General features: G+C 54.4%; 19 protein-coding genes and 1 pseudogene. 16 read left to right on the top strand and 4 right to left on the bottom strand.

Annotated elements, in window-relative coordinates; genetic code table 11:
- The 3 genes and pseudogenes from ACOSYY_RS20420 to ACOSYY_RS11200 form a co-directional block, all read right to left on the bottom strand.
- A pseudogene (locus ACOSYY_RS20420) lies at positions 1-226 on the bottom strand (molybdate ABC transporter permease subunit); the annotation flags it as partial.
- A 100-nt stretch (positions 227-326) separates the two neighbouring features.
- Positions 327-1,799 (bottom strand): alginate export family protein, encoded by a 1,473-nt coding sequence (locus tag ACOSYY_RS11205; protein WP_421662454.1) that lies wholly within the window; start codon positions 1,797-1,799, stop codon positions 327-329.
- Between the two features lie 369 nt (positions 1,800-2,168).
- Positions 2,169-2,468 carry a substrate-binding domain-containing protein gene (locus ACOSYY_RS11200; RefSeq protein WP_421662453.1) on the bottom strand — a complete coding sequence of 100 codons (300 nt, stop codon included), beginning with the start codon at positions 2,466-2,468 and terminating at the stop codon, positions 2,169-2,171.
- 198 nt (positions 2,469-2,666) lie between these two features.
- Between ACOSYY_RS11200 and ACOSYY_RS11195 the strand changes: the two genes are divergently transcribed.
- From ACOSYY_RS11195 to ACOSYY_RS11120, 16 genes are all read left to right on the top strand, one after another.
- The gene (locus tag ACOSYY_RS11195) at positions 2,667-2,858 is read left to right on the top strand and encodes a YezD family protein (RefSeq protein ID WP_421662452.1); all 192 of its coding nucleotides are present in this window, start codon (positions 2,667-2,669) and stop codon (positions 2,856-2,858) included.
- A gap of 132 nt (positions 2,859-2,990) precedes the next feature.
- Positions 2,991-4,565: an OprO/OprP family phosphate-selective porin gene (locus ACOSYY_RS11190; RefSeq protein WP_421662450.1), complete on the top strand. Its 1,575-nt coding sequence runs from the start codon at positions 2,991-2,993 to the stop codon at positions 4,563-4,565.
- 44 nt (positions 4,566-4,609) lie between these two features.
- A complete protein-coding gene (locus ACOSYY_RS11185) occupies positions 4,610-5,623 on the top strand; it encodes a sulfate ABC transporter substrate-binding protein (RefSeq protein WP_421662448.1) in 1,014 nt (337 codons plus the stop codon).
- A gap of 93 nt (positions 5,624-5,716) precedes the next feature.
- Positions 5,717-6,037: a DUF2325 domain-containing protein gene (locus tag ACOSYY_RS11180; protein WP_421662446.1), complete on the top strand. Its 321-nt coding sequence runs from the start codon at positions 5,717-5,719 to the stop codon at positions 6,035-6,037.
- Positions 6,038-6,125: 88 nt separating this feature from the next.
- The gene (locus ACOSYY_RS11175; RefSeq protein WP_421662444.1) at positions 6,126-6,857 is read left to right on the top strand and encodes an aspartate/glutamate racemase family protein; all 732 of its coding nucleotides are present in this window, start codon (positions 6,126-6,128) and stop codon (positions 6,855-6,857) included.
- A gap of 12 nt (positions 6,858-6,869) precedes the next feature.
- Positions 6,870-7,706, top strand: coding sequence for a sulfate ABC transporter permease subunit CysT (gene cysT, locus ACOSYY_RS11170; protein ID WP_421662443.1), 837 nt, complete (start codon positions 6,870-6,872; stop codon positions 7,704-7,706).
- A gap of 7 nt (positions 7,707-7,713) precedes the next feature.
- The gene (cysW, locus tag ACOSYY_RS11165; RefSeq protein ID WP_421662441.1) at positions 7,714-8,595 is read left to right on the top strand and encodes a sulfate ABC transporter permease subunit CysW; all 882 of its coding nucleotides are present in this window, start codon (positions 7,714-7,716) and stop codon (positions 8,593-8,595) included.
- A 35-nt stretch (positions 8,596-8,630) separates the two neighbouring features.
- Positions 8,631-9,692: a sulfate/molybdate ABC transporter ATP-binding protein gene (locus ACOSYY_RS11160; RefSeq protein ID WP_421662439.1), complete on the top strand. Its 1,062-nt coding sequence runs from the start codon at positions 8,631-8,633 to the stop codon at positions 9,690-9,692.
- Between the two features lie 131 nt (positions 9,693-9,823).
- Positions 9,824-10,474 carry a hypothetical protein gene (locus ACOSYY_RS11155; RefSeq protein ID WP_421662438.1) on the top strand — a complete coding sequence of 217 codons (651 nt, stop codon included), beginning with the start codon at positions 9,824-9,826 and terminating at the stop codon, positions 10,472-10,474.
- Between the two features lie 117 nt (positions 10,475-10,591).
- Positions 10,592-11,011: a hypothetical protein gene (locus ACOSYY_RS11150; RefSeq protein WP_421662437.1), complete on the top strand. Its 420-nt coding sequence runs from the start codon at positions 10,592-10,594 to the stop codon at positions 11,009-11,011.
- Between the two features lie 9 nt (positions 11,012-11,020).
- Complete coding sequence (gene thiS, locus ACOSYY_RS11145; RefSeq protein WP_421662436.1) at positions 11,021-11,221, top strand: sulfur carrier protein ThiS; 201 nt, start codon at positions 11,021-11,023, stop codon at positions 11,219-11,221.
- Positions 11,218-12,150: a cysteine synthase A gene (gene cysK, locus ACOSYY_RS11140; RefSeq protein WP_421662435.1), complete on the top strand. Its 933-nt coding sequence runs from the start codon at positions 11,218-11,220 to the stop codon at positions 12,148-12,150. Before thiS ends, cysK begins: the two co-directional genes overlap by 4 nt.
- 115 nt (positions 12,151-12,265) lie before the next feature.
- Entirely contained in the window at positions 12,266-13,228 is a 963-nt protein-coding gene (locus ACOSYY_RS11135) for a family 2A encapsulin nanocompartment shell protein (protein ID WP_421662433.1), read from the top strand.
- A 64-nt stretch (positions 13,229-13,292) separates the two neighbouring features.
- Positions 13,293-14,999 carry a SufS family cysteine desulfurase gene (locus ACOSYY_RS11130; RefSeq protein WP_421662432.1) on the top strand — a complete coding sequence of 569 codons (1,707 nt, stop codon included), beginning with the start codon at positions 13,293-13,295 and terminating at the stop codon, positions 14,997-14,999.
- 20 nt (positions 15,000-15,019) lie between these two features.
- Positions 15,020-15,979, top strand: coding sequence for a serine O-acetyltransferase EpsC (gene epsC / locus ACOSYY_RS11125; RefSeq protein WP_421662430.1), 960 nt, complete (start codon positions 15,020-15,022; stop codon positions 15,977-15,979).
- 18 nt (positions 15,980-15,997) lie between these two features.
- Positions 15,998-17,071: a sigma-54 interaction domain-containing protein gene (locus tag ACOSYY_RS11120; RefSeq protein ID WP_421662429.1), complete on the top strand. Its 1,074-nt coding sequence runs from the start codon at positions 15,998-16,000 to the stop codon at positions 17,069-17,071.
- An 18-nt stretch (positions 17,072-17,089) separates the two neighbouring features.
- Here the strand turns inward: ACOSYY_RS11120 and ACOSYY_RS11115 are convergent.
- Positions 17,090-17,892: hypothetical protein (locus ACOSYY_RS11115; RefSeq protein ID WP_421662428.1), on the bottom strand; the 803-nt coding region annotated here is incomplete at its 5' end.

Below are 17,892 nucleotides of genomic sequence, written 5' to 3'. Positions count from 1 at the left end.
TAAACACTGAGGCGATCACCAGGCCGGTGTAAGGTGAAGGCTAGTGAGAGGTGAGCAAAACGACCGAGCGGTCCGTAAGTGCCCAACGCAATGAGGATAGAGAACCCCAGGACGGTGGGAGGGAGGACAATCGGTAGTGCGACGGTGGCTTTTCCATGATGGGACGAGTATGCGCTGGCCACCAGGCGAGGGGCGTGCCCACCACCAACAGGACAAGCACCGTCATTGTTGCCAATCGAATGGTGACCCACCGTGCGCTCACATCTAGATCTGTTAGAAATCCAATGTGTGCTTTCTCCGTCCTGCGCGATATCGTCCGATCTCTCCTAGATCCTGACTCGCATTGAAACATAAAAATAATCGCTGTCTTTACTTCCGCCGGGCGGCATTTGGGCAATGATGGCGGGACTGTCAAAATACGAACCCTTGAACCAATGGACGTATCCAACATCGAAATCAAGATTGGCATTGAGAGCCCATTGTGCTTGGAGATCCACGTCATGCCCCAACGAAGTGCCGGCGTTGCCCGTGGGATCCCGCAAGCCGGAACTGCCGAAGAAATCTCGGCTCTGCGCCAGGTACCAGACGCGATGTTTAACTTGCAGAATCCAACCCGGCGCGGGCGTGACGATCAATCGCCAACCCGGTGAATTGAGGTTCGTTCTGGAAAATGGACCCCAGAGGCTGGTGGGTTCGTACTCAAAACGCCGAGAGCCAAACAGGGTGTCGAAACCCTCATCCTGACTATCGTCAGGCCGGCGATCTCCGCTGGCATAGTCGTAGTGGAATACTAGCCTCGGCGTCCAGGGTAATTTGAACGTATATCCCAAATCCAGATGATGGAAATGGGCAAAGTGGTCAATCAGGCCGCTCGTTCCAATCTGCCAGGAACTTTCAATTTCGTAATCCAGTTCTCGCGGCTTGGGATCTTTATACAAGCGGCCGCCGAACGTGGAATAGGTGCGATGATTCGTCACATTCGCCACGCGCCTATCGTTCAGGCCCAGGTAGTAGGCGTCGATCTGGAACCAGGGGAAATGATGGCTTTCGAAGTAGGTTCCCCAAAAGAGCGACTTGTCGTTCTGTGTGTCGAGTCTCACATCGTCTCGAACGACCGGCTCCAGGAGAAAGGCTCTGAATCGCCACGTCTTGCCCTGACTGATTTGCCAGTGGAATCCATCGAAAGAATTAACGGTGTTGCGAAAGGCGTTTCGTCCGATCAGCCGTCTCTTGCCCACATCCATGGTCATGCGCCCAAAATGGACATCGGTGCGCAGTCCCTCTCTGAATACATTGTTCAGCGTCAATGATCCAAATAACTGGAGGATGTCGAACTCATCGACCGTGGTGGTGTCCCGGAAATCTCCTGGATCTCCATTGAGAAAGGAACGCGAATCCTGTCCCTCGAACAGGAATCGCACCGGTCCGTTTCCTCCCAATCCAAAACGCACTCGCGACCGTAGAAGAATCTGAGTATCCGTCTGTCCGTTTCCAATAGCCTGACTCGCGCGCCAAGGGTGGTCATAGGATTCAAGTCGTGTACGTTGCTCGAGCCCCAGGTCGGTCCAGTCAGGAAGATGCAGCGCGGTTTTGAGGTATCGATTCCACTCGATTTCCTGCCGTCGATTGAGGATCGCATCGGCCAGTTCGATCGAGTTTGTGCCAGTTTGTGCCTCCGCCCGCTGCTTGATGGTGGAAACCGCTTCTAGAAGATTTGAGGCAAGTCCTGTAGGGGTGTGCGAAGAAGTTCTATCGGGCGGTTCTTCAGCCAAGGCGAGCCCGGTTATGGCCCATATCACGATTCCTATTGCAAAGATGTTCCAGACTCCCCAAATATGTACCACGCCTACTTGTATCATGACGGGCCAACTGTGTTCATGAAGGCCATTCCCTAACGGCCTGTCGCTTCTTCAGGTTTGCAGCCGTGTCCAGCTAACGTTTCGAAGTCATTCCAGCCAAATGTGAGCCGATTAGAGAATGGTCGGCGGGAGGCAGAAACTAGGACGATCCGAATTCGACTCAGGGCAATTCGACGGCTGTCGCTGTGTAGATTCCCTCAAGAAACAAGCATTACCGTGAACAAGGCCCACCATAACGATCTCTTCAATTTCATCCTTCTCTCGTTCCGATTATTGTTGTGAACGTGTGTGCTTAAATAAAAAGATGAATCAGGTTGTCCGCAATGCATGGATTTTCCCCATGTCGCTGATGTCGTAGCCTCCCAAGGCTTCAAGTTCGTTTCGAAACGGTCCGCTCGCGATGGTCTCAAACAAGCGAGGAAGCGTCGGGTGAGATGCTAAGTAGGGCTTAGGCACGACCAGATCGTAACGCGCGGTTTGTAATGGAATGAAATTGAGGTCAAAGAGTTGCGCCGCAGAGCGAATTCCGATTCCCACGTCAGCCTGGCGTCCATTGATGGCTCGGGCCACTTCAAAATGAGAAAACACGATCCGGTCGTATCTGAACATGTGTCGGTTCTATCCCCTGCGATCTCGTGTTCGCATGGAGGCAGTGTATAGAATGTATAATTATCAAATGTTTACAGTATTTAGAGACGTTGTTACATAGATGAAGAAGTGACAATTTATTATGTTGACAAAGAAACTATAGTTTATGTATAAGATGCATCGTTAATTACGATCGGCAATGTAAAGATTAATTAATCCATGCGAATTAGGAGTCAAGACGTGTTTGGATTGGATCAAGAGGTAGCGATTCCATCCTCGGATCGGGCCGTCGAACAAGCGATCTTGCGCGCATTAAAAGGGATTCGGTTCGGGTCAGTCGAAATTATTGTTCATGACTCCAAAGTGGTTCAGATCGAACGGAAAGAAAAGATGCGAATGGATCGCCTATAGCTTTTATAGGCAAGGGACGGTGTACGGCATCGGTCATCCAAACAATGGAAGTCGATGCCGCGACAGTGCTGACACACATTGGTGGATTGACCGGACAACCGGAGATTCCCGTCGTGAGGAGGAGATTCTCAGATGCGGAGGTCATGGTTGTTTAAGCAAGTCGTGTTCACCAGTATCATTCTCGGATTGACGGTATCAGCGAATGCCCAAGAGGAAGTGGGACCCAGCCAAAAGTCGATCGAACAGCGGTTTGAGGAGTTGGATCAGGAAATTCGAGTTTTGAAACGGAAGCGCGAATTGGATATGGAAGCCGCAGACACGGCAAAGAAAGCGACACCGATCGTGAAGTTTAGTAGCTCAGGGTTTTCGCTGGAATCCGCCGATGGGAGCAACAGCATTAGGTTCCGCGGCATCATTCAACTCGACCATCGGCTTCATTTTGAAGGGGCGAGTGATATCCGTAACCGCACCGATCAACGTGCCGGAGATCTCGATGCCAATGGATTTCATGACGCGAGTGATTCTTGGTACTTGCGTCGCGTTCGCCCGACTATCGAAGGCACCTTGTTTGGAAAATATGATTTCCGCTTTACTCCGGATTTTGCGGGGGGCACCGCAACGGTGGTCGATGCCTACATCGATGCCAGATTCGATCCCGCCTTTAAAGTCCGTCTTGGTAAATTCAAATCCTTTGTCGGGTTGGAGCGCTTACAAAGCGCGTACGACATCAAATTCATAGAGAGAAGTTATGTAACGAATGCCATTCTGCCGAATCGAGATTTGGGCCTCGCGGTGCATGGCGATGTGTTTCGAGATCGGTTGAATTATGCCTTTGGCGTGGTGAACGGGGTTTCTGATGGAGGCAATATCAATACGGGTCCTGAATTCGATGGGCGCAAAGAGTTCACGGGGCGGCTTTTCGCCACGCCATTTATAAATGACGATACGGTGTTGAACGGTCTAGGTATCGGAGCGGCTGCCACATACACCGAAGTGCGCGGTGAGAGGAACCTGAATTTCACTGATACGTCGGCGGCGGATGCCACAAGAAACGGTCTGCCCAGCTATCTCTCGGACAGCCAGAATACGTTCTTTCGGTATAGCGGTGCGGCCGTGGCTGATGGAAACCGTATACGGGTGTCACCGCAGGCGTATTATTTCATCGGACCATTGGGGATCATTAGTGAATATGCACAAGTGATTCAGGACGTCAGCCTCTCCACCGGTGGTTCTCCTCCGGGCGGTGGACCCGGTTCCAACACGACCATCACGCCAAACACTGGAAAAACACTGCATCATCAGGCTTGGCATGTCACTGCCTCGTATCTTTTAACAGGAGAGAGAGCTTCGTTTAGAGGCGTGAAACCGAGGCAAAATTTCGATTTCGGAAAAGGTTGGGGAGCCTGGGAGGTCGTTGGACGGTATAGCGAGATGGTTCTCGATGAAGACACGTTCAAGAATCCCGCGGGCACAGCGTTCACGGGTGGTTATGCCAATCTTTCGGAAAGCGCAAAGCGCGCTCGGTCGTGGGCGGTCGGCCTGAACTGGTATCTCAATCAAAATACGAGAGTCGCGCTGAACTATACAGAGACGAGATTTACCGGTGGTGCAGGAGAAGGCATTACCCCGATCAACGCGGCGGGAACGAATGTCCAGGATCGTCCGGACGAACGAACTTTGTTTACCCGGTTACAGCTTGCATTCTGATGGCCAGAATCATCACCCAATCAGATGAAAGAAAGGATTAGAACATGACGACTCGTCGAACATTACTTATTGCTCTCGGGGTATTCCTCATCGCTGCAAGCCCGCTTGTCCTGCGTGCGGAGGACATCACGTTGCTGAATGTGTCCTATGATCCGACGCGGGAGCTGTATCAAGAATATAATTCGGCGTTTGCAAAGTATTGGCAGAGGGAAAAAGGTCAAACCGTTGTCGTCAAACAATCGCATGGAGGCTCGGGCAAACAGGCGCGGGCGGTGATCGATGGCCTCGATGCGGACGTCGTCACGCTGGCCTTGGCCTACGATATCGACGCCATCTCCGAAAAAGCCAAGGCGATTCCCCGCAATTGGCAGAGCCGGCTTCCCCACAATAGCGCTCCCTATACCTCGACGATCGTATTTCTGGTCCGCAAGGGAAATCCCAAAGGCATTAAGGATTGGGACGACCTCGTGAAGCCTGGAGTGGCGATCATCCCCGCGAATCCCAAGACCTCTGGCGCGGCCCGATGGGCGTATCTGTCGGCCTGGGGCCATGCATTGAAGAAATACGGCAACGATGAATCCAAAGCCAAGGAGTTTATTGCGAAGTTCTACGCCAATGTGCCGGTGTTCGATACCGGCGCGCGAGGCGCGACCACGACATTTGTTGAGCGGGGGATCGGCGATGTGTTGGTGGGATGGGAAAACGAGGCGTATCTCGCGCTCAAGGAATTTGGTGCGGGAAAATTCGAGATCGTGACCCCATCGATCAGTATTCTGGCAGAACCCACGGTGTCGCTCGTTGACGCGGTGGCCAAGCGAAGAAACACCCAAACGGTCGCGCAGGCTTACTTGCAATATCTCTATTCAGATGAGGCTCAGGAGATTGCCGCCAAACATTTCTACCGTCCGCGTTCGGAGACAGTGTTGGCTAAGTATGCCGATCAGTTCTCCAAAGTCAGTTTATTTACGATCAGCGACGTCTTCGGAGGATGGCAAAAAGCACAGCAAACACATTTTGCGGACGGCGGAGTTTTCGATGAAATCTACAAGCCGAAATAGCTCGCCGAGCGGAAGAAGAGGCGGCAGTGAGCCGAGCGGCGCTTCCAACCGAAGAACATGTTGTCGCCGATCACTGAACGGTCAGGAGATGTCATGAACATTCTTGTAGTCGGCGGTGATTCCGTCCAAGGCTTCCGACAATGGTCGATCGGCAGAAAAAGTCATGTGGAGCATTGGACGGGGCGCAAGCATCGTGATCTGGTACGGTCGATCCCGAAAGCCACCGATGCGGTCGTCGTGGTGTTGGACCGCGTGAATCATGCATTGGCAAAAAGAGTGCGCAGCGAAGCGTCGCGCCGAGGGCTTCCCGTGTACTTTCAAAAAAGAAGTCAGCAAAAGGATATCGGCGCTCATTCTGTGTGTTTTGATTCCCGACGATTGCAGGAACGTTCATTCAATGGACAACCTCACTGAAAGAATACCGCACATCGGTATCGTCGCGGGGACAGCGGAGGGTGCGGCCCTCTGTTACCGGACCTTATGCTTGGAGGCGGAGGGAGTAATGGGTCGACGACATGCGCATCCCGAAATCTCGCTCCATTCGTTCCCGCTTCACTGGTATCTCGATGCGATCGAGCGGGAGGATTGGGAAGGCGTAGCTGCTCTCATGTCTCAATCGGCAGCCAAACTGGAACAAGCCGGAGCCGATTATATCATTTGTCCGAACAATACGTTGCATAGGGCGTTTAGCCTGGTTGAATCGTCCATTCCGTGGCTTCATATCGCAAAACCCGTCGTGGAGGAAGTGGTTGAGCATCAATGGCGTCGAATTGGAATTCTCGGCACTCAGACGGTCATGGAAGGCGGGGTTTATACCGAAAACATGCGGCAATCAGGCATTGGAACGATGGTTCCAAAGAAAGATGATCGGATTCGAATCCAGCAAATTATTCGGAACGAGTTGGTCGCGGGGCTGTTTACAAGCAAATCGCGAGCATGCGTGCAGAATATTGTTGCGGACATGGCTCGAAAGGGAGCGGAGGCGGTGATTCTCGCATGCACGGAACTGCCGCTGCTCATGTCTGGGCATCACGCAGCGCTTCCGATGCTTGACTCGACGCGTTTACTGGCTCGCGCCGCATTGCGTGACGGCATACAGTCTCGGAAGCATCCGGAGAAACAACACGGAAGGAGTCCTGTCGCCGATCGAGCTGATCGTACGATAATGGAGCGGATGACAAGAAATAGCAGTATAACTGGTACGGACGCGTCTCACAGTGTCATGGGATCATAGGGTAAAGGTCGAATGAATCTTGTATTGAAACATCCCAGCGTGCTTCCCGGATTCGGTTTGGCCTTGGGATTCACCGTGTTTTACTTCAGTCTCATCGTGTTGATTCCGCTCAGTGGGCTGTTTGTAAAAACCAGTAGTTTGTCATGGGAACAGTTTTGGAACATCGTCACTAACCCGCGGGCGGTTGCCTCCTACCGGCTGACATTCGGCGCGTCATTGCTGGGAGCGTTGATCAACGGATTGTTTGGGTCGATCATCGCGTGGGTGTTGGTCCGGTACCGCTTTCCCGGCCGTTCTCTGGTGGATGCGCTCGTCGACCTGCCGTTTGCTCTACCGACTGCCGTCGCCGGCATTACACTCACCTCGATCTATGCATCGAATGGATGGATCGGGCGTTACCTTGAACCGTTGGGCATCAAGATCGCTTTTACCCCGCTGGGTGTCTTGGTCGCGCTGACGTTCATCGGATTGCCGTTCGTCGTGCGCACCGTGCAGCCCGTGTTGCAGGATTTGGACAAAGAAGTTGAAGAGGCCGCCACCACGCTCGGTGCCAATCGATGGCAAACCTTCCGCGCGGTCATCGTTCCCGAACTTTGGCCGGCCCTCCTGACGGGAATCGCGATGGCATTTGCACGCGCCGTCGGGGAATACGGATCGGTCATTTTCATTGCCGGGAACATGCCGCTCAAGTCGGAAATCACCCCGCTGCTGATTATGACCAAGTTGGAGCAGTACGACTATTCGGGAGCGACCGCGCTGGGCGTTGTCATGCTGGTGGCGTCGTTCGTCTTGGCCTTGGCCATCAATCTCTTGCAGTGGTGGAGCAGCGCTCGCCACATGAATCAATAGGCTACTCATGAACTCCGTCACTATTGCCACAGATAAAGATCTCCAGTGGAAGGATTCACTCACGACCGAGGGCGCGCTCGTTCGCCGGCTGCTGATTGCCGCTGCGTTCTTGTACTTAACACTCTTTCTGTTCGTTCCCCTTGCGGCTATCTTTAGCGAGGCGTTGAAACACGGATTATCCGGTTACATGGCGTCGTTTCTTAATGACGATGCACTTGCGGCTATTCGTTTGACTCTTCTGGTTGCGGCGGTGGCTGTGCCTCTGAATGCCGTGTTCGGGGTCGCGGCGGCTTGGGCCATCGCCAAGTTCGAATTCGTCGGCAAGCAGGCCCTCATTACCCTAATTGATATGCCGTTGGCCGTCTCTCCGGTGATCTCCGGATTAATCTACGTTCTGCTTTTTGGAGCTCAGGGCTGGCTGGGTCCATGGCTGGCCGAGCATAACATCAAAATTATTTTTGCATTGCCCGGCATCGTCCTGGCGACGATCTTTGTCACCGTTCCGTTTGTCGCCCGTGAGCTCATTCCGCTGATGCAATCGCAAGGGCGGGAAGAGGAGGAAGCGGCGATCACGCTCGGGGCATCGGGTTGGAAGATGTTTGCGCGTGTCACGTTGCCGAATATCAAATGGAGCCTCCTCTACGGAGTGATCCTCTGCAATGCGCGGGCGATGGGTGAATTCGGCGCGGTGTCGGTGGTGTCGGGCCATATCCGCGGGTTGACGAATACGATGCCGTTGCATGTCGAAATTTTATACAACGAATACAATGCGGCGTCTGCGTTTGGCGTTGCCTCGCTCTTAACCTTGCTGGCAATCGTAACGCTTTCGGCGAAGGCGCTGATCGAACGGAAAACCGACTCGGCCGATCGACTCACGAGTCAGCGGTAAGTAGGCGAGGGCGCCTGTTCAGCCAGGAGTTCATCATGAGTATCCATGTGGAACATGTCACCAAACGGTTCGGAACGTTCACGGTCTTGAACGATGTCAATCTTCAGGTCAAATCCGGCGAGCTCGTCGCCCTCCTGGGGCCATCCGGTTGCGGCAAGACGACGTTGCTGAGAATTCTTGCCGGATTGGAACGACCGGATCAGGGACGCATTTTTCTGCACGGCGCGGAAGTGACCGATCAGCGCATTACCGAACGCCGAGTGGGGTTCGTCTTCCAGCATTATGCGCTGTTCCGGCATATGACGGTGGCGGAAAACGTCGGGTTTGGCCTGAGCGTACTGCCCCGAGCGCAACGGCCTTCTGCAGTTCGCATACAGGAGAAAGTTCATGAGCTGCTCTTGCTGGTGCAGCTGCAAGCGATGGCTGATCGCTATCCCAGCCAGCTGTCGGGAGGACAGCGGCAACGTGTGGCGCTGGCCAGAGCGTTGGCTGTGGAGCCAAAGCTTCTCTTGTTGGATGAACCGTTTGGAGCGTTGGATGCCAAGGTCCGTAAAGAACTCCGCCGCTGGCTTCGGCGTCTCCATGACGATTTGCATATTACGAGCATCTTGGTCACCCATGACCAAGAGGAGGCGCTCGAAGCGGCTCATCGTGTCGTCGTCATGCATCAGGGGAATATCGAGCAAATCGGTACGCCGGATGAAGTCTATGAAAACCCGGCGACCCCGTTCGTGTATCAGTTTCTCGGCGACGTCAACGTGTTTCATGGACGCATGGCACACGATCGATTCGTGGACAGAGAGGCCGGTGACCTACCTCATCATACCGATGCCGATGCTTCCAACTATCGGGAAGTGACGTTTGTGAGGCCTCACGATCTGGAACTCAGCCCGACACGGACCACACCGACACAGTTGGAAGCAACCGTACAGTTCATCATTACGGCCGGCGCGCGAGTTCATGTGGAACTCACATCCAAAGAATCACCTGAAATTATCGCGGTCGAGCTGACGAAGGAACGCTATCGTGAGCTGAAATTGCAACAAGGCGATGTGGTCTTTGTGCACCCGAAACAATTGCATGTATTCAAAATGTAAGGCCCCGGTTAGTGAAGCGGGTCGCTGATCACCCCGCCAGGAGACATCGGGCAGGACGTCGTCGGAGGATGACGCAACCACCCTGCTGGCAGGGAGCAACTCCCGCTCATCGCGCATACATGGAGGTTATTATGGGTCCGATACATCGGGCTATGGCAGTTCTCATACTCGCGGTCGTTGGCCTAGGTTGCGCGCACCAAGGGCGCTCGGGGGCAGGCTTGAATCCTCTCGGTGTGTCGGACATGAAGGCCGTCATGCGTGACTTGTGGTCAGGACACAACTTTTGGATTCGAAATGTCGTGTTGGACCACACGACGAACAATCGCAAAGCGCTGGACTTTGCCGAGAAGGCAGTGACGGCAAACGCAAAACAGATTGCGAACGTGTTTACGCCGTTCTACGGGGAAGCGGCGACTGAGCAGCTCTTTGCCTTACTCGTCAAGCATTATGGCGCGATCAAAGCCTATTCCGAGGCCACCGTTGCCGGAAGCAAGAGCCTGCAGGATGCGGCATTGGCCGACTATGCCTCGAATACCGACGAGATCGCTGCATTCCTCAGTGGGGCCAATCGCTATCTCCCGAAGGCCACCGTTCAAGGCCTGTTCGCTGCGCATGGGGCTCATCATGTTGAGCTTATCAACGAGTTGCAAGCGGAAGATTACGGCCACGAGGCGGAAACGTGGCAGGCGATGCAGCAACATGTCTATGCTATTGCCGATACGCTGACGACAGCACTGGAAAAGCAGTTTCCAGCCAAGTTTCCAAGTGTGCATATTCAATGACGAGTGAGGTCGTCCCATGCGCCGATCCAGAGGAAAGAACACAAAGAAGCGCTATCGTGAATTAAAGCATTCAACAATGCGATGGAATCTTTACCGAGTCTCATGTGAAGGATACCAATGACACAGAAACCCCGGTTTGTTCTTTTTGCCCATAATGCAACCTACGACAAGCTTCATCAGGTGGCGACACTCGGTATGACGGCCGCCGCCATGGGAAAAGACGTCATTGTCGTATTGCTGTTCTGGACGATTAAAAAGCTTGCAGAAGGCAGAATCGATGAGGTGGATTTTCCTCCGGAATATGCTTCCGCTGCCGGTGAGGTCGCGCGTCTGTTGAAGGAGAAAAAGGTGCCGAAGATTTCGGACATGTTTGCCGATGCCAGGCTCATTGGCACATTCCGGCTAGTGGCTTGCAGTGCAGGCTTGGAGTACATGGGTGTGGAAGAGCAAGCGGTCACGACACGGGTGGATGCCGTGATGGGATTACCGGCTATTTTAACATTGACCGCCGGCGCAGAAACCACATTATTTATCTAGGTACCGATCATGGTCATTACGATCAATGGAAAACCAGAAGATGTTCAGGCGACGAGTCTCTCGGAACTTCTGCGCGCAAAGCAGATTGCCCCTCAGATGGTTGCCGTGGAGGTGAACGACGTCATGATCGATCGGAACCGGTTGGACGGTACGTCGCTGAAAGAGGGAGATCGCGTTGAATTCTTGTTTTACATGGGAGGTGGTCGGTGACCGTTCGTCGATATAACGACGTGACGGGACTGATCGGGAATACTCCGCTCGTTCGGTTGAATCGATTGTCTCCTCAGAGGGGAGCCACGATTTATGCGAAGGTTGAATATGCCAACCCCGGCGGGAGTGTAAAAGACCGGATCTGTCTCAATATGATCAATGAGGCGGAACGGAGCGGACGGCTGAAGCCGGGTGCCACAATCGTTGAGCCGACGAGCGGCAATACCGGTATCGGCTTGGCTCTCATCGCTGCAGTACGGGGATACAAATTGATCCTTGTCATGCCTGAAACCATGAGCCTGGAGCGTGTAAGTCTTTTATCTTCCTATGGAGCCGAGTTGGTGCGGACCGCCGGATGGGAAGGCATGTTGGGATCGATCAGGGAGGCTGACCGCATCGTACGCCAGAATCCGACATTCTTTAAGCCGGATCAATTCTCGAACCCGGCAAATCCGGCCATGCATCGGATGACGACGGCCCAGGAAATTTTGAGCGCGCTGGACGGACGAATCGATGCGTTTGTTGCCGGAGTCGGTACCGGGGGCACGATCACTGGCTGCGGGGAAGTATTAAAGGAACATAACCGATCGGTTCGGATCATTGCCGTGGAACCGAGCGCATCCCCGATCCTTTCCGGGGGCATTCCCGGTCCGCATAAGATTCAGGGTATTGGAGCAGGGTTTGTACCGGCCGTCTTGAACCAGAAGGTCCTTGACGGGGTGATTACGATCACCGACGACGAGGCCTATCGCACCGCTAAACTCTTGGCGAGCCAAGAGGGCTTGCTCGGAGGCATTTCTTCCGGCGCCAATGTGGCGGCCGCTCAACTGGTCGCTGCGAAGCTTGGACACGGCAAGACGGTTGTCACGATGCTGTGTGATACCGGTGAGCGATACATTAGCATGGAACGATATTTCACTGATCATTGACCTGGGTATCATTAATGGAACTTATTGAAAGTCAGATCACACGATACGCCGACAGTAGATAGACGCATTCCATCCATGGGCAATATGCCCGCTTACAGAAGAAAGGATAACACGAATGAGTGCGAACGACACGAGAACCAGCCTAAGCGCCCAAGCGGCGCGTAACCTCGCGACAGCCACCGTTACTGCTCCGCGGATGGTCCAAATTACTCCCCGCTGGCTTCATAAACTGTTGCCGTGGGTCGACGTCGACGGTGGAGTCTATCGGTTGAACCGCGTCGCAAAAGCTGCTCAAGGGCAACCGGCCGATGAGTTTGGTGAATTGAAGGTGGAGTTATTAACGGTCGACAAAGACGAGCCCAAACTCCCGACGACATACGTGGATTATGAGGTTCACCCCCGCGAATACCATTTGAGCACTATTCAGACCGTTGTCCATACGCATACGCGCGTCACCGACTTGTACAGCAACCGTATTGACCAACTGCGGGAACAAGTGCGTTTGACGATTGAAGCCGTGAAAGAGCGAGAGGAATGGGAAATTATCAACCATCCTGGATTTGGGCTACTCAAAGAGGTGGTACCGCAGCAGCGCATTGAGACTCGGAAAGGTACGCCCACGCCGGATGATCTGGACGAGTTGTTGACCCTCGTTTGGAAGAAACCAGCGTTCTTTCTGGCTCACCCGAAAGCGATTGCGGCCTTCGGTCGTGAAGCGACCAGGCGCGGCGTACCTCCCGCCACGGTGCATCTCTTCGGGTTTCCGTTCATTACATGGCGCGGTATTCCGCTGATCCCGAGTAACAAGCTGGAGGTCGATCATGCGGGCAAGACCACTATCCTGTTGTTACGCGTGGGAGAGGCACAGCAGGGCGTTGTCGGTCTTCAGAAAATGGGTGTAGCGGGTGAGTTGGAACCCGGTCTGTCTGTTCGCTACATGGGGACGAATGAGCACAGCATCGCCTCCCATCTCGTCACGCGATATTTTTCGGTAGCCATCTCGACTGAAGACGCCATCGCGCGCCTCGACAATGTCTCAACCAAGTTCTATCACGAGTATGTCTATCCGAAAGGCTGACACCATGACGACGCCCCACAATCCCATCAGCCATGACGACGATTCAGTTGATACGGAGATAATTATGCGATTGGCGAATGAGTTGTACAGGGACTCCGCCGTCACAGCTCCCTCATCCTCACCGACCTCCGCAATATCATCCGTGTCGCCGGGTGCACCGGATACATTCGCGGGAATACCGGGAGGCGTGCCGGGAACCGCCGGATCACGCTCGATATTCCCGGACTCATTCGCTGCCTTCCCGACTGAGAAGCCGGACAATCCAGGTCTGGCCGGGGGGTATCCCTTAGCCACTACGACGGCACATGCGCCGATACATGCGGATCAAGTGGAAGCTCTTGGTCCACCGGGGTCGGGAAACGCGCTTGATTCCGGTGCGCATCAACAAGATTCCAATGAGGTGTATCCATTCGGTGAGCCTCGTTGCAACGGCAGTTTCAGGGCGCGAGAAGCCTATGCCGATACGGTTGAATCCTCTCCGCTGTTCTACTTTCTACGGGAAGGCGATTCACGCACCGGCTTGCGAGGCCAAGAGCCCCAAGCCGGTCCTCCCTTGTCGGGACTCGAGGTGGATACGATCCGGAAAGACTTTCCCGTTCTTCATCAACGCGTGCACGGCCACCCGCTCATCTGGTTCGACAACGCCGCCACCACGCAGAAGCCGCGAAGCGTCATCGACGCCACATCTCGTTTTTACAGTCGTGACAATTCCAACATTCACCGAGCCGCCCATGCCTTGGCGGCCCGCGCAACGGAACTCTACGAGGGCGGGCGTGAAAAAGTGCGACGCTTCATCGGCGCAGCGGATACCAAGGAGATCGTCTTTGTGCGCGGCACGACAGAGGCCATCAATTTGGTCGCGCAGACCTATGGGCGCACCCATATCGGCCGCGGTGATGAAATCCTTCTGACCGTGATGGAACATCATGCCAACATCGTGCCCTGGCAATTTCTGGCCGAGCAGACGGGAGCTGTCCTGCGAGTTGCGCCGATCAATGACGCGGGCGAATTGGTTCTTGAACAGTTTGTTCCGCTGCTCGGTCCCCGCACCAAACTGGTGGCGGTCACGCACGTTTCGAATGCCTTGGGGACGATTAATCCCGTGGAAACGATCATTGGGATGGCTCATGCCGCAGGGGTACCAGTTTTGGTGGACGGTGCCCAGTCCGCGCCCCATTTCCCAGTTAACGTACAAGCCATGGACTGCGATTTCTTCGTGTTTTCCGGACATAAAATTTTCGGGCCGACCGGCATCGGCGTATTGTATGGCAAGGCTGCTCTGCTGGAAGGGATGCCGCCCTATCAAGGGGGTGGCAATATGATCAGCGACGTCACCTTTGAGAAGACGACGTACCAAGGCATTCCCCAAAAATTCGAAGCGGGCACGCCGGATATCGCGGGAGTCGTCGGCCTTGGTGCGGCAATCGACTATCTCTCCTCTCTAGGGATGCCCGCCATCGCCGCGTACGAACACGAGTTACTGGAATATGCGACACAGGCCCTCTCTTCCATTCGCGGGCTCCGCCCCATTGGAACGGCTGCCGTCAAGGCCAGTGTGCTGTCGTTCGTCATGGACGGCCTATCCAATGAGCTGGTCGGCCGGCATTTGGATCGGTACGGTATCGCGGTGCGGTCCGGGCATCACTGCGCTCAGCCCGCTGTGCGCCGATTCGGGCTAGAAGGGACCGTTCGTCCGTCTTTGGCGTTCTACAATACGCGCGATGAAATCGATGTGTTAGTGCGTGCCCTGCATGACCTCCGGCGCCGTTGACCGTCATGGAGAATAATACGATGCGACAGCAAGAAACCACGGCGTCCACACGGAATCTCGACCAGATCGTCGTGGAGCTGCGCACGTCGCGTGAGATTACGCACAACATCAGACATCAGGGGCGGATTCACGAATTGCCGTCCCGGAATAGATTGCTCCGCGTCGTGGAAGGTCTGTGCGCCGCTTTATTTCCGACACACTACGGCCGAGCGGATTTGAATGAGACCAACATCGACTATTTCGTCCGCCATACTCTGAATCAAACGCTGCCTCTCGTGCGAGATCAAGTCCGGAGAGGACTCGTATTCTCATCGCATTCGAGCGAAGCAGGTCGACTCTCTCTCGACCGGAGGGCCGAAGAAATCACCGATGCCTTTACGGAACAGCTTCCAAGCATCCGGGCCCTGCTCTTCTCGGATTTACAGGCTGCTTATCAAGGGGATCCGGCAGCCACCAGCGTTTCAGAGATTCTGCTCTGCTATCCCGGTATGACGGCCGTCATCTATTATCGCATCGCACACGTCTTGTATGGACTGGGCGCGCCGTTGGTCGCTCGCTTGATCTCGGACATCGCTCATTCATCTACCGGCATTGATATCCACCCGGCTGCCGAGATCGGCGGCCATTTTTTCATCGATCATGGGACCGGCGTGGTCATAGGTGAAACCACCGTCATCGGACGGCGCGTCCGCCTCTATCAGGCCGTCACCCTCGGCGCCAAACGCTTCACGGAAGACGAGAACGGCGCGCTCGTCAAAGGAGAATCGCGCCATCCGATCGTTGAGGACGATGTGGTCATCTACGCTGGGGCGACAATACTGGGACGTATCACGATCGGCCGAGGCTCGATCATCGGAGGCAATGTCTGGCTCACGCAAAGCGTTCCGGCCGGCAGCGAAGTGGTGCAGGCGCAAATGCGCACGTCGGCCACCATCCAGCCAAAGTCGCTCGACCAACGCATGGGGCAATGGACGATTTGACCGCTCACTGAGTGTTGTATGCCCAGTTCTTCTTCTCCGATTCAAATCGATATGGCTCCTCACTCGCATGCGCTGGATCTCTCCGCTCGTGCCAGTTGTTTGGTGTTCGAGGATCAGGCTTCCAAATCCCTTCTGCTCGAAGTCAAACATATTGCGCCTAGCGATGCGACGGTACTCATTATCGGCGAGACCGGAACGGGCAAGGAGTTGATCGCCCGCCATATTCATGAACTGAGCGATCGCCGATCAGGTCCGTTTGTGGCGTTCAATTGCGCCGCCATCAGCGAATCACTCATGGAAAGCGAATTGTTCGGCCATGAGCGCGGGTCGTTCACCGGAGCTGTCGGCGAGAGGGCAGGATGGTTTGAGGTCGCCCGTGGGGGATCCTTGTTTCTCGATGAAATTGGAGACCTTCCCCTTCCTTTGCAGGCCAAATTGCTTCGAGTGATCCAGGAGCGGGAAGTTGTCCGGGTCGGTTCGCGACGCCCTATTCCGATCGATACGCGATTGATTGCCGCGACCAATGTGAAGCTTGACGAAGCCGCAACAGCCGGTCGGTTTCGAAGCGACCTGTACTACAGAATCAAAGTGGCCTCGATTAATTTGCCTCCGTTACGAGAACGTCCAGACGACATCATGCCGCTGGTTCGCCATTTTCTGAATCTCTACGGGACTCGACTCGGCTATGCCAAGGCGGAACTGACTCCTGAAGCCATGCACGCCGTTCTGTCCTATCCCTGGCCGGGCAACATTCGTGAACTTGAAAATTCCATCCACCATGCGCTTCTTGTCTGTTCGGGAACGAGCATACGTTCTGAAGACCTACGTCTGCCGGTTTCTCGCCCGCCGGAACCCGGGAGATCACCCGCATCGTTCATTTCACCGCTCGAAGCGGCGCTAGATCAGATTTTTGATGACGGTGAACGTACCGCGAGTCTCTATCGATTGATCGACGAAACGGTTATTCGTAAGGCCTATGCGTATAGTGAACAGAATCAAGTTCGCACAGCTCGACTGTTGGGTATCAGCCGAAATATCGTGCGTGATCGATTGCTTCGGTACGGAATGCTCGGTGCTCAAGCCTTAAAGTAATGATCGACAATGGCGCGCTCATGCCGGGCCCGTCACTAGTCCTGGGGTGGCGTCCGAGTGTGTCTCGACTTCCGAACCGAATGAAACCCTCCGCTCCAATTTGCCTTGGGAATTTCGATAGACCAATTCATCCCTGTCGAAATCATAATCTCCTACGTGGCAACTGCTCCATCGTTGGACGAAGTAGTGGTAATAGAACGTGTACAAGCCGTGATCATTGGGGTTGTGCTTCAATACATACTCCGGCATTGCGCGGATGTGTAAATCCGGGTGGTAGTGTTGTAACCAAAGATAGTCACCCAGAATGACCAATTTCACGAGCGGGGGATCGGCATAAAATTTCAGCCTGACGGATTTTCCCATTGCCCGTAACCGCTTGAGCAGTTCGATGCTGCATCGAACCTCCTCTTGAAACACTTCCACCGTATAATCCGGGTCGGCGATCGCCCGAATCCTGGCCTGGGCTTCCATGCTGTATGGATTTACCAATAAGACCTTGGCTCCGGTGCACCGTTCCAAGACGGATGCCAAATCTCCCACCTGATCGGTTAATGTCCCATACCCGCTCGATCCGATCGCCATGACTGTCCGTCCTGTCCCTTGTTTCTCTTTGAGTTGTTTGATCCGTTTTCGAGCGCTCGGCGCATGGCTTGGATAATACGATACCAAGCCGGCGCCGATTGCGGCTTTGGCCAGCGCTTTGTCACGAAAACCGAGGCGAATTATGTTTGCGAAGACGATCAGCAGGCTTGCTATGACCGCTTCCAACACCAGCAGAGATCCTCTGCCGTTTTCAATTGTTGTCCAGTAGGAGAGAAATG

The organism is Nitrospira sp. BLG_2 (genome assembly GCF_049222245.1).
This window is presented reverse-complemented; position numbering and strand designations above follow the sequence as displayed.

Coding starts and splice junctions, on each gene's coding strand:
- ACOSYY_RS11185 (WP_421662448.1), top strand. CDS start 4,610: ATGACGACTCGTCGAACATTACTTATTGCTCTCGGGGTATTCCTCATC.
- ACOSYY_RS11135 (WP_421662433.1), top strand. CDS start 12,266: ATGAGTGCGAACGACACGAGAACCAGCCTAAGCGCCCAAGCGGCGCGT.
- ACOSYY_RS11120 (WP_421662429.1), top strand. CDS start 15,998: ATGCCCAGTTCTTCTTCTCCGATTCAAATCGATATGGCTCCTCACTCG.
- thiS (WP_421662436.1), top strand. CDS start 11,021: ATGGTCATTACGATCAATGGAAAACCAGAAGATGTTCAGGCGACGAGT.
- ACOSYY_RS11160 (WP_421662439.1), top strand. CDS start 8,631: ATGAGTATCCATGTGGAACATGTCACCAAACGGTTCGGAACGTTCACG.
- ACOSYY_RS11155 (WP_421662438.1), top strand. CDS start 9,824: ATGGGTCCGATACATCGGGCTATGGCAGTTCTCATACTCGCGGTCGTT.
- ACOSYY_RS11195 (WP_421662452.1), top strand. CDS start 2,667: ATGCGAATTAGGAGTCAAGACGTGTTTGGATTGGATCAAGAGGTAGCG.
- ACOSYY_RS11200 (WP_421662453.1), bottom strand. CDS start 2,468: ATGTTCAGATACGACCGGATCGTGTTTTCTCATTTTGAAGTGGCCCGA.
- ACOSYY_RS11190 (WP_421662450.1), top strand. CDS start 2,991: ATGCGGAGGTCATGGTTGTTTAAGCAAGTCGTGTTCACCAGTATCATT.
- ACOSYY_RS11180 (WP_421662446.1), top strand. CDS start 5,717: ATGAACATTCTTGTAGTCGGCGGTGATTCCGTCCAAGGCTTCCGACAA.
- cysT (WP_421662443.1), top strand. CDS start 6,870: ATGAATCTTGTATTGAAACATCCCAGCGTGCTTCCCGGATTCGGTTTG.
- epsC (WP_421662430.1), top strand. CDS start 15,020: ATGCGACAGCAAGAAACCACGGCGTCCACACGGAATCTCGACCAGATC.
- ACOSYY_RS11150 (WP_421662437.1), top strand. CDS start 10,592: ATGACACAGAAACCCCGGTTTGTTCTTTTTGCCCATAATGCAACCTAC.
- ACOSYY_RS11175 (WP_421662444.1), top strand. CDS start 6,126: ATGGGTCGACGACATGCGCATCCCGAAATCTCGCTCCATTCGTTCCCG.
- cysW (WP_421662441.1), top strand. CDS start 7,714: ATGAACTCCGTCACTATTGCCACAGATAAAGATCTCCAGTGGAAGGAT.
- ACOSYY_RS11130 (WP_421662432.1), top strand. CDS start 13,293: ATGCGATTGGCGAATGAGTTGTACAGGGACTCCGCCGTCACAGCTCCC.